General features: G+C 38.1%; 11 protein-coding genes and 1 tRNA gene. 11 read left to right on the forward strand and 1 reads right to left on the reverse strand.

The window, feature by feature from the left end; all coding sequences use genetic code 11:
- Nucleotides 1-142 precede the first annotated feature (142 nt).
- The 10 genes from G9H60_RS05645 to G9H60_RS05690 all read left to right on the forward strand — a co-directional run bounded on the left by G9H60_RS05645 (nt 143) and on the right by G9H60_RS05690 (nt 11,919).
- A tRNA-Ser gene (locus G9H60_RS05645) sits at nt 143-230 on the forward strand.
- A gap of 100 nt (nt 231-330) precedes the next feature.
- Entirely contained in the window at nt 331-933 is a 603-nt protein-coding gene (locus tag G9H60_RS05650) for an FMN-binding negative transcriptional regulator (protein WP_223143115.1), read from the forward strand.
- Between the two features lie 43 nt (nt 934-976).
- Nucleotides 977-1,678 carry a response regulator transcription factor gene (locus tag G9H60_RS05655; RefSeq protein WP_262899959.1) on the forward strand — a complete coding sequence of 234 codons (702 nt, stop codon included), beginning with the start codon at nt 977-979 and terminating at the stop codon, nt 1,676-1,678.
- Nucleotides 1,668-3,041 carry a HAMP domain-containing sensor histidine kinase gene (locus tag G9H60_RS05660; RefSeq protein ID WP_223143116.1) on the forward strand — a complete coding sequence of 458 codons (1,374 nt, stop codon included), beginning with the start codon at nt 1,668-1,670 and terminating at the stop codon, nt 3,039-3,041. The genes G9H60_RS05655 and G9H60_RS05660 overlap by 11 nt, the downstream gene beginning before the upstream one ends.
- 93 nt (nt 3,042-3,134) lie before the next feature.
- Complete coding sequence (locus G9H60_RS05665; RefSeq protein WP_223143117.1) at nt 3,135-4,391, forward strand: TolC family protein; 1,257 nt, start codon at nt 3,135-3,137, stop codon at nt 4,389-4,391.
- A gap of 2 nt (nt 4,392-4,393) precedes the next feature.
- Nucleotides 4,394-5,476, forward strand: a complete 1,083-nt coding sequence (locus G9H60_RS05670; protein ID WP_223143118.1) for an efflux RND transporter periplasmic adaptor subunit — start codon at nt 4,394-4,396, stop codon at nt 5,474-5,476.
- Between the two features lie 98 nt (nt 5,477-5,574).
- Nucleotides 5,575-6,750: a carbohydrate porin gene (locus G9H60_RS05675; RefSeq protein WP_262899960.1), complete on the forward strand. Its 1,176-nt coding sequence runs from the start codon at nt 5,575-5,577 to the stop codon at nt 6,748-6,750.
- Nucleotides 6,751-6,762: 12 nt separating this feature from the next.
- Nucleotides 6,763-9,888 carry an efflux RND transporter permease subunit gene (locus G9H60_RS05680; protein WP_223143120.1) on the forward strand — a complete coding sequence of 1,042 codons (3,126 nt, stop codon included), beginning with the start codon at nt 6,763-6,765 and terminating at the stop codon, nt 9,886-9,888.
- A 72-nt stretch (nt 9,889-9,960) separates the two neighbouring features.
- The gene (locus G9H60_RS05685) at nt 9,961-11,283 is read left to right on the forward strand and encodes a Gfo/Idh/MocA family protein (protein ID WP_223143121.1); all 1,323 of its coding nucleotides are present in this window, start codon (nt 9,961-9,963) and stop codon (nt 11,281-11,283) included.
- Nucleotides 11,284-11,292: 9 nt separating this feature from the next.
- Entirely contained in the window at nt 11,293-11,919 is a 627-nt protein-coding gene (locus G9H60_RS05690; RefSeq protein ID WP_223143122.1) for a 3-keto-disaccharide hydrolase, read from the forward strand.
- Here G9H60_RS05690 and lpdA read toward each other — a convergent pair.
- On the reverse strand, nt 11,914-13,308 hold the full coding sequence (gene lpdA, locus G9H60_RS05695) for a dihydrolipoyl dehydrogenase (RefSeq protein WP_223143123.1): 1,395 nt from the start codon (nt 13,306-13,308) through the stop codon (nt 11,914-11,916). The genes G9H60_RS05690 and lpdA overlap by 6 nt on opposite strands.
- An 80-nt stretch (nt 13,309-13,388) precedes the next feature.
- On the opposite strand from lpdA, the gene prfB reads away from it, so the two are divergent.
- A protein-coding gene (gene prfB, locus G9H60_RS05700; protein ID WP_223143124.1) for a peptide chain release factor 2 occupies nt 13,389-14,463 on the forward strand; the annotation gives its coding sequence in 2 pieces (ribosomal slippage) (nt 13,389-13,448 and nt 13,450-14,463; 1,074 coding nt in all).
- Nucleotides 14,464-14,537 lie beyond the last annotated feature (74 nt).

Here is a 14,537-nt window from a genome sequence, read left to right on the forward strand (position 1 = left end):
ATTTCTGAAATTCATGTTGCTTGCAGGTATAAATCATTTCTAGAAGTGTCGTCAATTTAACTTGAATTCAGAATAAAATAGAAAGGATGTGATTGCCTACTTCCATTCTTCAAAAGAATTGATTAGTTTTGCCCTCCCAAACAGAGGGGTGTCCGAGTGGTTGAAGGAGCACGCCTGGAAAGTGTGTATAGGTCTCAAGCTTATCGAGGGTTCGAATCCCTTCCCCTCTGCTAAAAAGGCAAATCTAATTCAGATTTGTCTTTTTTTATTTTCATAAAGTCCACCCTTCACTTGAAATGAATACATTTGTTCCGTTAAATCCGCTGAACAATGTATATCCAGCCAATCAATCAGGTAACAGATTTAGGTGAAATCGTCGACTTCATTCAAAGATTTAGTTTTGGAACGATCATTTCCGTGGTAAATGGTCGACAGGTAGCCACTCACTTGCCTTTTATTTCTCATTTGAACAATAATAAGATTGTTTTACGAGCTCATTTTGCCAAAGCGAATGAACAATGGAAGCACTTAGAAGCACAAGAGAGTTTGGTGATTTTTCAAGAGCCTCATGCCTATATCTCACCCAAATATTACGAAAAAGAGCAGAATGTTCCGACTTGGAATTACATGACAGTACATCTATATGGTCAGGCCAGATTAATAGAAACCTTGGAAGAAACAAAAGCCATTTTAGAAGAAAGCATCAATTTCTTTGAGCAAGAATATAAAAAGCAATGGGATGGTTTATCAGAAGCGTATAAATTGAACATGATGCAGGGAATCGTCGCGTTTGACATGGAAATTTCTGAAATTCAAGCCAAAAAGAAAATAAGTCAGAATAGATCTGAGAAAGAAAAAGCGCAAATTGCTCAAGCCTTGTCGCAAAGTACTTCTACCCATGAACAGCTAATTGGGGAGTATATGAAGAAGTAAGTAATAGAAATTAGCATAGGGTTTTATTTTCAATTCCTAGTTCATGAAGAGTCAAGTGAAAATATTATTGGTGGAAGATGATCCTCGGATTTGTCAGAATATCCACGACTATTTTTTTCAAGAGGGTTACTTAGTGGAAATAGCTAGAGAAGGTTTGACCGCTCAGAAATTGATGGAAGAAAAGGTTTATGATGCTATTGTTTTGGATATAAATTTACCCTATAAAGATGGATTAACACTTTGCAGGGAATTTAGACAAGTTAATTCGCATACACCTATTTTGATGTTAACGGCATTTGACGACCTTGATGATAAAATGCATGGATTTGAGGTAGGGGCTGATGACTATTTAACTAAACCATTTTTTATGCGGGAGGTGATGGCCCGAATCAAAGCCTTATTGAAACGTTCAAAAAATCAGCCAATTCCTGAATCAGTCAGTATCATTCAGATGGAGGATTTAACTATTGATTTGGGGACACAGTCGGTCAGTCGAGGAAAAACCCCTATAAACCTGACACCCAGAGAGTTTAATTTATTACTTAAATTGGCAAATGCCAAAGGTAAATTAGTCACAAAAAGAGAATTGAATCGAGATATTTGGGGAGGCTCTTTGGATGAAAACAACAATACCATTGAAGTGTATATTAACTTTCTTAGGAAGAAAATAGACAAACCATTTGCGACTAACTTAATCAAAACCAAAGTGGGTTTTGGATATTACTTAAGTTCACATGAGCATTAGACAAAGGATCTTAATCTACTTTTCTGTTTTATCTATCACAGTGGTAGGTGTTACATTTCTATTGCTTTTTACGGTATTCAAAAATTATCGAAAAGAAGAGTTTCAGCAGCGAGTAAAAGATCATATTTTCTCTACCATGGGAATCTTAGCCGAAGTAAGGGAACTAGATCAGGATATCATTCAATCCATGGGAGAATTGACAGTTAATAAATTATTTAGAGAAAAGACCTTACTTTTTGATGCTCAAAAAAAACTAATTTATTCTAGTATTGACGATACCAAAATCGAGTTTTCTACTGAATTATTAAATGAATTAAATTCCAAGAGACCAATCATAGAAACTGTCGAAGGAGATTTAGATGTAGTTGGAGTTACTTTTAGAATTCGAGGAAAGCAATTTTATGGAATTTCTAAGGCCTACGATAAATTCGGTCATTCAAAATTGGACTTCTTAAAAAATATCTTGTGGGTATTCTTTGTATTAATATCTGCTTTAATCTTAATCAGTTCCTTTATCCTATCTAAACAGATAACACAGCCTATTATTCAAATGGCAGCGGCGTTGAAAATCATCAACATGGAAACGCCTCAGAGTTTATTACCCATTCCTGAAAACAAAGATGAGATCTATTTATTGGCACAAAGGTTTAATGAGCTAATGCGTCGTTTGCAAAATTCTTTTGCTTTTCAAAAACATGCGGTACACCATATTTCACACGAATTAAAAACTCCTATTGCTATTTTGGTCAGTAATTTGGAAAACTTGGAAAAGGAAAAGGATCCAGCTCTATTGTTAAAAGGGATTCAAAACCAAAAAGAAGACACCCAGCTTTTGGGTGAAATGATTAATGCCTTGTTAGAAATAGCAAAAGTTGAAACTCATGCGAATTTAAGCTTTCAGCGAATCCGTTTAGATGAAATAGTATTTGATGCATGTTCGGAAGCCAAAAAGTTATATCCTCAGTTTAAGTTTGATATAAACATTCATCCTGAAATTGAGCAAGAAGACAAATTGCTCATCGAAGGAAATGTTCGTTTGATTCAAATGGCCGTTCAAAACCTTTTATTAAATTGTATTCATTATTCCACGACGAATAAAGCTGAAATTATGTTTCAGTTTCAATACGGCGAACTGAAAATTCTCTTTTCTAATGAAGGGCCCTCCATCTCATCTTCCGAAGTCCCTTTCTTATTTCAACATTTTTTTCGAGGTACCAATAGTCAAGGAAAACGAGGTTTTGGATTGGGCTTGGTATTAGTGAATAAAATCATGCAATTGCATGGGGGTAAAATAGATTATCAAGTAGATGCGAATTCTCGCAATGTATTTTCACTTCACTTTCCTGTAAAATTAAATTCATAAATAATTGATATCCAGCTAATTGTCTGTTTAATTTTCGTTTTAAGTTCATTTTAAGTCTAATCTTTTCAGTTTTGTGGACATAAAAGATTAGCTATGTCCTACTTTAAAATTAACAGCCTTTTTTTGATGCTTTTGCTGGCTTATAGCGGTAAGGCACAATCAGATACTTTGTCGATCTCCATAGCTCAAGCTGATAAGGTTTTTTTAAGTACGAATTATCAACTATTGGCTACTTCCTTGAACATAGACGTTCAAAAGGCTCAGGTGCTACAAGCATCCTTATACCCCAATCCAGTTTTAACCCTCGACATGAATGCCATTGATCCGGAAAACAATAAGATTTTCCATTTGGGTAATTCAGGTCAACAAAGTATTCAATTGGAGCAATTGATTTTATTGGGAGGGAAAAGGAAAGCACAAATTGATTTGGCAAAAACCAATGTAGAAATGGCTGAGTTCGCTTTTCAGGATTTGATACGTCAATTGAAATTTGAATTACACACGGGCCTCTATTTATTGAATCAACAGCAAATCTTGATCGGTAAGTACAGTAAGCAAATGGCCATGGTGGATAATATAATTAGCACCTATGAATATCAGGCACATAAAGGAAATATTCCTTTAAAAGATGTCGTCCGTTTAAAAGGTGTTTATTTAAATCTAAGCAATGAACGCGCTTCTATTTATGGTGATTATTTTCATCAATTATCTAAAGTTCAGACATTACTTCAAACCAAAAGCATTGTAGTTCCCAAAGTAACCGACGCGGATATTCAAAGTTTTATTCAGCCATTTGATGTACAATTATTAATTGATCAAGCATTGGAAAATAGACCCGATTTATTATTGGGTAAAAAAGATGCTGTTTTTGCTGAACAGTATTTTACCCTTCAAAAGAAATTGGCGAAACCCGATATCACCTTGTTTTCTTCTTATGACCAAAGAGGTGGCGCTTTTCAACGCCAAGTGAATTTGGGGCTGGCTATTCCTTTGATGTTTTGGAATAAAAATCAAGGAAATATCAAATCGGCTGAGACGCAAATCAAAGCGAAACATTTGTTTGTCGAAGGGCTTAAAAGCCAAGTAATTGCCGAGGTTCAAAATACCTATTGGCAGTATAAACAAACGGTAGCTGAGTATTTAAAAAATAATAAATTATACGATGAGGACTTTGAAATAACGCTGAAAGGTATGACTGAAAACTTCCAAAAGGGGAATGTAAGTTTGATTGAATTTGTGGATTTTTTCGAATCCTACAATAATGCCCTTTCTGAAATCTCCCGGATTAAAATGCAATTGGCTACTTCAGCCGAACAAATAAAATTAAGTACAGGTAAAGAATTATTCTAGATATGAAAAATGTAGTATTGATGGCTATTGCAGCCACTTTTCTGATGCTTTCTTGCAATAAAGAAAATACAGAATCTGATAAAGCCGTGGCATTTCGCTTGAGTGATACCATGATGGCCCGATGCGAATTTTATACCGCTGATTTCCAAGAGGTGAAAAATGAAATTCGATTGTTTGGGAAAATTCAGGCAGACAATAACAAACTCGCTCAAATTTATTCCATTGTGGGAGGTAATGTTATTAAAATCAATGCTGAACTAGGGGATTATGTGAAGAAAGGTCAAGTGTTGGCTGTTATTCGAAGTGGTGAAGTAGCAGGTTATGAGCGTGATCGATTGGATGCTTTAGGAGACGTGGCTGTGGCGGAGAAAAATCTTCAGGTGGCTCGCGACTTGTATAAAAGTAAATTGTCTTCCGAAAAAGACGTGGTTTCAGCAGAGCGGGAATTGGATCGACAAAAGGCAGAATTGGTTCGTATCAATGAAGTTTTCAGTATTTATAATTTGAAAAAAGGCTCTATTTACAATGTGACGGCTTCTATGAGTGGTTTTATTGTTCAAAAGGAGATTAGCCCAAATGAGCAGATTCGTCCTGATAAATCGGATGCTTTGTTTTCGATAGCTGAGATCAACGAGGTTTGGGCTATGGCCAATGTCAATGAAAGTGATATTCCTAAGGTTCAAGTAGGATATGAGGCGGATGTGCGCACCTTGAGTTACGCGGATGAGGTGTATAAAGGGAAGATTGATAAAATATTTTCGGCCATTGATCCTGAAACGAAAGCCATGAAAGTGCGCGTTAGAATTCCCAACGCGACCTACAAATTAAAGCCAGAAATGAATGCCATGGTGGATGTTCGATATTCTGAACATGATCAAATGATTGCTGTACCTTCTTCTTCGGTCATTTTTGATAAGAGTAAAAATTGGGTGATGATTTTTAAAGATCGGGCCAACATTGAAACTCGTCAAGTAGAAGTATACCGTCAGTTAGGTAATATTTCCTACATACAGCATGGATTGCAAAAAGGAGAAAAAGTGATTTCTAAGAATGGAATGCTCATCTATGATGCATTGAACGATTAAGTTTTTGCAGATAAGAAATGCGAATTAGCACCATCGTTTTATTGGTTTTTTCTGTTGGGACCCGCATATTGGCTCAATCGGATTCTACACAGAGGAAAATGAGTCTACATTTTCAGCAAACAGCTGTATATCAGTATCATGCCGCTTTTGATGCTTTGTATTCGGGAGAAAATAGCTTACAAAATAGAGAAGAAGGGGCTCTGTCCTTAACCTCCACCTTGTTTTTGGATGTTCCATTATGGAAAGGAGCCAGTTTTACCTTTAATCCAGAATTGTCGGGAGGAAAAGGACTTTCCCAAGCAAAAGGTTTGGGAGGTTTCACCAATGGGGAAACATTTAGAATAGGAAATCCAGAGCCAGTGGTTTATGTGGCAAGATTGCTTTTGGAACAGAATTTTGAACTAGCTCATCTTCGAAATTTGAAATTAGTGATTGGGAAATATGGCTTGTCGGATTATTTTGATTTTAACGCTTACTCGCATGACCCAAGAGCTCATTTTATGAATTGGTCTTTAATGAATCAAGGAAGTTGGGATTATGCGGCTAATACCCGCGGCTATACTTCAGGAATTTATGCAGCCTATACAACTCCGAATTGGGAAGCGCGCGCCTCATTTTCTGCTGTACCTACTTCCGCCAATGGTCCTGATTTGGATTATCAATTCGATAAGGCCAATGGAATCAACGTAGAATTGACCAAGCCCTTTCAAATGACATCATCTTGGACTGGTATTTTTCGGGTGCTTGGATACCGTAATCAGGCAGCTATGGGAAATTATGATCTGGCCAATATGCGCTTTGGAATGCCCGATATTACTTCGACAAGAAGTCCTTTCAGGACTAAATATGGTTTTGGTTTAAATGCTGAATTAAGCTATTCAGATGTATTGGGAGTATTTGCACGTTACGGATGGAGTGATGGGAAAAATGAGACTTGGGCCTTTACCGAAATTGATGAATCCATTTCTTTGGGTTTTCATTTTTGGGGTAAATCATGGAATAGGAAACAGGATTTTGCTGGAATTGCCTGGGTGGCCAATGGTCTTTCTACTTCACATCAAAAATATCAGGAATTGGGAGGTAATGGTTTTATGATTGGGGATGGGAAGTTGAATTATGGTCTTGAAAATATTTTGGAAGCATTTTACAGTTTTCAAGTTCCGCATAGTCCGTTTACCCTTTCACCAGATTTTCAATGGGTGATTAACCCTGGATATAACATTGATCGTGGTCCACTGACTGTTTGGGGACTTCGAGTACATACTGAATTATAATATCATAAGCTTATGAACAAGTTCATTAAAAATATACTGGCATTCTCTTTAAAGAATCGTTTTTTTACCTTTTTCTGGGTTAGTCTTTTAACCTTAGGGGGTGTGGTCTCGTACTTAAATATCCCAATTGAAGCCTTTCCTGATGTGACCAACACCCAAATTATTGTGGTAACGGAATGGAATGGTAGAAGTGCAGAGGAGGTAGAACGCTTCGTGACAACTCCCATTGAAATATCAATGAATAGTGTTCAAAGAAAGACCAATGTACGGAGTATCACCATGTTTGGTTTGTCTGTAATAAAAGTCATATTTGAAGATGATGTAGACGATTTTTTTGCACGCCAACAAGTCAATAATTTACTGAGAACAGTCAAGCTCCCTGACGACGTAGAGCCTGATGTGCAACCTCCCTATGGTCCAACAGGTGAAATTTTTCGCTACACCTTGCAAAGCAAGGATCGTGATTCGAGGGAATTGCTGACTCTTCAAAATTGGACGATTGACCGGCAATTAAGAGCTGTACCCGGAGTTGCTGACATTGTCGCTTTTGGAGGTAGAGAGAAAACGTACGAGATAGCGATTGATCCGGTAAAACTGCAAAAATATGATTTGACGCCCTTGGAATTATTCAATGCCGTATCCAAGTCGAATCTTAATGTAGGGGGTGATGTCATTGAAAAAAATGGCCAAGCCTTTGTAGTGCGAGGCATAGGTCTATTAAAAACGACAGCAGATATTGAGAATACCATTGTTGATAATAATAATGGGAATCCCCTTTTGGTAAAAAATGTGGCATCCGTTATTGAGAGTAATATGCCTAGAGTAGGTCAAGTGGGTTTAAATGACAATGATGATGTGGTGGAGGGAATAGTGGTTATGAGAAAAGGTGAGAATCCCTCAGAAGTGTTGGCACGTTTAAAATTTAAAATTGATGAGCTGAATTCCCGCGTTTTACCATCCGATGTAAAGATGGTCACATTTTATGATCGCGATAATTTAATGGCTTATTGTACCAAAACCGTGATGCATAATTTATTGGAGGGGATTATTTTAGTGACGGTGATTGTATTTGTTTTTATGGCTGATTGGCGAACTACACTGATTGTCTCCATCATCATTCCTTTGGCTTTATTATTTGCATTTTTCTGTTTGAAATTAAAAGGAATGAGTGCCAATTTATTATCTCTGGGTGCTGTCGATTTTGGTATCATCATTGATGGGGCTGTGGTGATGGTGGAGGGATTATTTGTAGCATTAGATCATCGAGCTCAAAAGATAGGAATGCCAGCTTTTAATCGATTGGCTAAGATGAGCTTGATAAAGAAAACCGGTACAGAATTAGGAAAGGCTATTTTCTTTTCAAAACTAATTATCATATCCGCCTTACTTCCCATTTTTTCATTCCAAAAAGTTGAGGGTAAAATGTTTTCACCTTTGGCATATACGTTAGGTTTTGCTTTATTGGGCGCATTGATTTTTACTTTGACATTGGTCCCTGTTTTGAGCTCGGTATTGTTAAATAAAAATGTTAGAGAAAAGCATAATTTCTTCATTGATTTTATCAATAAAATAGTTGGTAAGGCCTTTCATTGGACTTTTACTCATAAAAAAATCACTTACTTATTAGCAGGTTCATTATTTGCCTTGTCAATATTTTCTACCAGGTGGTTGGGGTCTGAGTTTTTACCTCCATTAAATGAAGGCGCCTTATGGGTGGAGGCTAAATTGCCCATGAGTTCATCTTTGCCAGAAACCGTAAAAATGGTTACGACGTTGCGCAATGAACTTCGAAAATTTCCAGAAGTGAATGGGGTATTGTCTCAAGTTGGGCGAAGTAATGATGGTACAGATCCGAGTGGGTTTTATTATGTACAAATGCAAGTGAATTTGAAGCCTAAAGAAGAGTGGGGAAGAAAGTTGACAGTAGATGGCTTGGTGAATGAAATGGATAAGCAATTGAAAAATTTCCAAGGGATTAATTATAATTATTCTCAACCAATTATCGATAATGTAGCGGAGGCAGTTGCCGGTATGAATGCTTCCAATGCTGTTAAAATTTATGGAGATGATTTAGGAAAATTGGATGAGTTGGCGAATCAGGTATTGGACCAAATCAAAGATGTGGAAGGGGTGAAGGATGTGGGAATATTGAGAAATGTTGGTCAGCCAGAAATCAGTATATTATTGGATGAAGAAAAAATGGCCATTTATGGCGTAACGAAAGCTGATGCTCAAGCCGTAATTGAGATGGCGATAGGAGGTAAGACGGCCTCTTCAAAATATGAAGGAGAAAAGAAGTTTGATATCCGAATTCGTTTTTCAAAAGAATACCGTAAAAACGAAAATGACATCATGTATTTGATGATTCCTACAATCAAAGGGACTAAAATTCCTTTGAAGGAAATAGCGGTGCTAGAGAATTCCACTGGCCCTGCCTTTATTTATCGAGATAATACCAAGCGATTTATAGGAGTTAAGTTTTCAGTAAGAGATAGAGACTTGGGGAGTACCATTGCTGAAGCTCAGAAAAATGTCTTGAAAAATGTGAAATTACCTGTTGGGTATACCATCGGTTGGGCGGGCGAATTTGAAAATCAAGTGCGTGCCACAACCCGATTGGGGCAAGTAGTTCCTATTAGCTTAATTTTGATTTTTGTCCTATTATTCATCATGTTTGGCAATGCCAAAGACGCAGGCTATGTCCTGATTAATGTGCCTTTTGCAGTCATTGGAGGGATTTTTGCCTTGCACATCACAGGTATTAATTTTGGTATTTCGGCAGGAGTGGGTTTTATTGCCTTGTTTGGTATTTGTATACAAAATGGGGTGATTTTGATTTCAGAGATTAACCAACAAGCCAAAGAGCTTCCAGACTTGGCAATAGCCATTCAACTATCAGTTCGAGCGCGTACACGCCCCGTCGTGATGACGGCTTTAATGGCTGCCATAGGATTATTACCAGCAGCTTTGAGCACAGGTATAGGATCAGAAAGTCAAAAGCCTTTAGCCGTTGTTATCATAGGAGGACTAGTTACTGCTACGCTATTCATTCTTTTGGTATTTCCATTGATTTATCATTCGGCTTTGAGAAAACGCCATTATGTTAGATCAACGAAGTCGAACCTGAAATCAATTTAAGTGCAGACAAATAAGGTTTTTTATTTGGTGAAATTCGTTTACATTTATGCCAATTAATTAACCTATTTGAAAATGAAAAATAAGCATAACGATGGCTTAAATCGGAGGGATTTTCTTTCGAAAGCCAGTTTGGCCTTTGGATCAATCATGATTGTTCCAAGGCATGTGCTAGGAGGTAAACGACCAGATGGAAGTTCTTATCTAGCTCCTAGCGATGTACTTAATTTAGGATTTATCGGTACCGGTAAACAAGGACGTGGATTGTCGAACTCCTTTTTGTCCACAGGACAAGTGAGAATAAGCGCAATAAGCGAGGTTTATCAAGCAAAGGCCAATTTATTCTTGGACCGAGTTAAAGAAAATTATGCCAAGAATCCTACTTGGGGAGCCTATTCTACCATTCCAGTTTATCAGGATTATCGTGAATTATTAGCTTCTAAAAATGTGGATGCTGTTGTAATTGCAACTCCAGACCATTGGCATGCAGCTATGGCCGTTCGAGCTGCGGAAGCTGGGAAAGATATCTATTGTGAAAAACCTTTGTCTCTCACAGTGAAGGAAGGTAGAGCCATGGTAAATGCAGCTCGCAAGCATAAGCGTGTATTTCAAACCGGTAGTATGCAGCGTTCTTGGCCGGAGTTTCGTCAGGCAGTAGAATTAATACGTAATGGCTATATTGGAGAAATAAAATCCATCAAGGTGAATGTAGGACCTCCACCTGAAGCCTATCGTTTGCCTGCACAATCCATTCCCGAAGGATTGGATTTTGAAAAATGGCTTGGACCCAATGAGGCTGTTGCATTTAATTCAGAACTAGCTCCACCGATTACACAAGATGTATTTCCTAATTGGAGAAAATACAAGGAGTTTGGAGGAGGCGGTATGACAGATTGGGGGGCACATATGTTTGATATCGTTCAATGGGCTTTAGACATGGATCAATCTGGACCTGTTAAAGTAAGTGCACCCAATGGGAAAGATCAACCCTATTTAACTTATACCTATGCCAATGGAATAACGATGACACATCAAACTTGGGAATGGAATAGTGGTGTAGAGTTTGTGGGTACAGAAGGTACTTTACGCAGCGCTAGAAAGAAACTAGAAACGTCTAAGCCAGAGTTGAAAGACCGGGTTATTGGACCAAATGAAAAGCATGTGTACAAAAGTGAAAACCATTACATTGACTTTATTCAAGCCATCCGCAATAGAACTATGCCAATTTGTGATGTGGAAGTAGGTCATCGTACAGCTTCGGTATGTAATATTGGAAACATTGCCTATGCGGTAAATAAATCATTGGAATGGAATCCGAAAACGGAAAAATTCAATGATGCAGAAGCCAATGCTTTATTGGGTAGAAAATTGAACAAAACTTGGGGAATAAAATTATAAACTATGAAAATGAAAAAGATTGTATTGACCGTATTGTTAGGCCTATTGGCTTGTCAGGTAGGATTTTCTCAAAAAGGGAAATGGGTTGAATTATTTGATGGCAAAACCTTGGATGGATGGAAGGCCAGCGAAAGACCGGAGTCCTTCCGAGTAGAGGATGGAAATTTGGTGGTGGAAGGGCAGCGTGCCCATTTGTATTATGATGGGGCTTTTAATAATCACGATTTTAAAGATTTTGAGGTTCAAGCTCGCATTATGACCTTCCCGGGAGCTAATTCTGGATTGTATGTTCATACCGATTTTTTACCCGGAGATTGGCCAAAACAAGGTTATGAAATTCAAGTAAATAATTCCCATACTGATTGGAGAAGATCAGCTAGTTTGTATAATGTAGTTGATTGCGCCGAAGTGTATGTGAAAGATAATGAGTGGTATGATATGGTAGTTACTGTTAAGGGAAATAGAATTGTAACTAAACTCAACGGAATCACTGTGGTGGATTATACTCAGCCAGCTGTTCCTTTAAGAAATAAAGGTCAGGAATTGAGACTAATAAAAAATGGGACCATCGCTATACAAGCACATGATCCCAAATCTAAAGTAATGTATAAGTCGATTAAAGTTCGACTACTATAAATCTACTGCTTCACCATAGGCCGCTTCTGTTGCACCTTTAAATGCTTCAGAAATGGTCGGGTGAGGGTGTACTGACTTCATGATTTCATAAGCAGTACTTTCTAATTTACGAACGACAACCGCTTCAGCTATCATTTCGGTTACGTTGTAACCAATCATGTGCGCACCAAGCAATTCACCGTATTTAGCATCATAGATCACTTTCACAAAGCCATCGCGAGCACCAGCTGCGGTGGCTTTTCCTGAAGCTACAAATGGGAATTTTCCTACTTTGATATCGTATCCAGCTTCCTTTGCTTTCTTTTCTGTCATACCTACTGAAGCAATTTCTGGAGTACAATAGGTACATCCAGGGATATTGGTATAATCTAATGCTTCTGTTTTGTGACCTGCAATTTTTTCTACACAGATGATACCTTCGGCAGAAGCTACGTGAGCTAAAGCAGGACCAGGAGTAACATCACCAATAGCAAAATAACCTGGCATGTTGGTTTCATACCATGCATTTACAGGGATTTTGCCTTTGTCAACGATGATACCAACTTCTTCTAAACCAATGTTTTCTAAGTTCGAAATTACACCAGCTGCAGATAACACGATATCACATTCGATTTCTTGATTTCCGGTTGGGGTTTTAATGGAAACTTTGCAACCCTTTCCTTTGGTATCTACTTTCTCTACACTTGAATTAGTCAAGATGTCGATACCCATTTTTTTGTATTGTTTAGCCAATTCTTTGGAAACATCCTCATCTTCTACTGGAACTACATTAGGAAGGAATTCCACGATGGTTACTTTAGTCCCCATGGCTGCATATACATAAGCAAATTCAACTCCAATAGCTCCAGAACCAATGATTACCATAGAATCAGGTCTTTTGCTAAGGCTCATTGCTTTGCGGTATTCAATTACTTTTTCTCCGTCAATGGGGATGTTAGGTAAAGCTCTAGCTCGTGCACCGGTAGCAATCATCACGTTTTTAGCTTCGTAAATAGTGGACTTACCATCCGCATCTGTTACTTCTACTTTCTTTCCAGGCTTGATTTTTCCAAAACCCATGATTACATCGATTTTGTTTTTCTTCATCAAAAACTGAACGCCTTTACTCATGCTATCGGCAACTCCGCGTGAGCGTTGAATAACTGCCGTAAAATCAGCTTCAGCACCTTTTACGGTGATACCATAATCAGCAGCATGTTTGATGTATTCAAAAACTTGAGCAGATTTTAAAAGAGCTTTCGTAGGTATGCAACCCCAGTTTAGACAGATTCCGCCTAGAGATTCTTTTTCCACGACTGCACATTTTAAGCCTAATTGAGAAGCTCGTATCGCGGCTACATACCCTCCCGGGCCTGATCCTACCACGATTAAATCGTATTGTTGCGCCATTGTATTGCTTGAATTAAATGAATTTGTCCGCAATTTAGCACAAAAGCGGGTATATTTGTAGCTTAATTACACATTTAGGTATGACAAAAGACAGGTTCAATGACCTGAAAGCCAGAATAGAGGCTTTAAGGAGGTATCTTTGACTACGATCACAAAAAATATTTGATTTCGGAACTGGAAACAGTGACCATGGATCCCGAGTTTTGGAATAATCCAGAGAAAGCAGAAAGTACCATGCGAGAAATGCGGGGCTTGAAATTTTGGACGGAAGGTTTCGATAAGCTCAATACTTCTATGGAAGATTTAGAAACCATTTGGGAGTTTTATGAATCTGGCGATGCAACAGAGGTTGAGGTTGATCATGAAGGGGCCAAATTAGAAGAAAAACTAGAAGCTTTAGAGTTTCGTAAAATGATGTCGGAAGAAGGTGATCAAATGAGCGCCGTCTTAGAAATCAATGCTGGAGCTGGAGGAACTGAATCACAGGATTGGGCCAGCATGCTCTTGCGTATGTATACCATGTGGGCAGAAAAGAACGGATTCAAAGTTCGCTTGGTGGATTCCAATGATGGAGATGTAGCAGGTTTAAAATCTGTAACTATTGAAATTGAAGGCGAGTTTGCCTATGGAAATTTAAGGTCTGAAAATGGAGTTCATCGTTTGGTTCGTATTTCCCCATTTGATTCCAATGCTCGCCGACATACATCCTTTGCTTCCGTGTATGTTTACCCATTGGCTGACGATTCTATTGAGATTGATGTGAATCCAGCAGATATCGATTGGGATACATTTCGGTCAGGAGGTGCCGGAGGTCAGAATGTCAATAAAGTAGAAACGGCTGTTCGTTTAACTCACCGCCCTTCTGGAATTATTATTGCTTGTCAGCAAGAAAGGTCACAACTGCAAAATAAAGAAGTGGCTTTACGTTTGTTGAAATCGAAATTATATCAGATTGAGATTGATAAGCGAAATGCGGCTAGGGCAGAAGTAGAGGCAGGCAAGAAAAAAATTGAATGGGGTTCTCAAATTCGAAGTTATGTGTTGGATGATCGACGGGTGAAGGACCACAGGACCAATTACCAAACTTCCAATACGGATGCTGTTCTAGACGGCGAGATTAATGAGTTTATTAAATCTTTCTTGATGGGGAATTAACTAGAGGAGTTTTTGAGAAATTCGACTTATTGATTTGATATTTTGATTTGGCATATAGATTTGACATTTAGATT

The sequence above is a fragment of the Aquirufa aurantiipilula genome (assembly GCF_019923745.1).
GTDB lineage: Bacteria > Bacteroidota > Bacteroidia > Cytophagales > Spirosomataceae > Aquirufa > Aquirufa aurantiipilula.

Excerpts from the sequence above, each read along its gene's own strand:
- G9H60_RS05685 (WP_223143121.1), top strand. The coding sequence starts at position 9,961 with ATGAAAAATAAGCATAACGATGGCTTAAATCGGAGGGATTTTCTTTCG.
- G9H60_RS05650 (WP_223143115.1), top strand. The coding sequence starts at position 331 with ATGTATATCCAGCCAATCAATCAGGTAACAGATTTAGGTGAAATCGTC.
- G9H60_RS05680 (WP_223143120.1), top strand. The coding sequence starts at position 6,763 with ATGAACAAGTTCATTAAAAATATACTGGCATTCTCTTTAAAGAATCGT.
- G9H60_RS05690 (WP_223143122.1), top strand. The coding sequence starts at position 11,293 with ATGAAAAAGATTGTATTGACCGTATTGTTAGGCCTATTGGCTTGTCAG.
- G9H60_RS05675 (WP_262899960.1), top strand. The coding sequence starts at position 5,575 with ATGAGTCTACATTTTCAGCAAACAGCTGTATATCAGTATCATGCCGCT.
- G9H60_RS05665 (WP_223143117.1), top strand. The coding sequence starts at position 3,135 with ATGTCCTACTTTAAAATTAACAGCCTTTTTTTGATGCTTTTGCTGGCT.
- G9H60_RS05655 (WP_262899959.1), top strand. The coding sequence starts at position 977 with ATGAAGAGTCAAGTGAAAATATTATTGGTGGAAGATGATCCTCGGATT.
- G9H60_RS05660 (WP_223143116.1), top strand. The coding sequence starts at position 1,668 with ATGAGCATTAGACAAAGGATCTTAATCTACTTTTCTGTTTTATCTATC.
- lpdA (WP_223143123.1), bottom strand. The coding sequence starts at position 13,308 with ATGGCGCAACAATACGATTTAATCGTGGTAGGATCAGGCCCGGGAGGG.
- G9H60_RS05670 (WP_223143118.1), top strand. The coding sequence starts at position 4,394 with ATGAAAAATGTAGTATTGATGGCTATTGCAGCCACTTTTCTGATGCTT.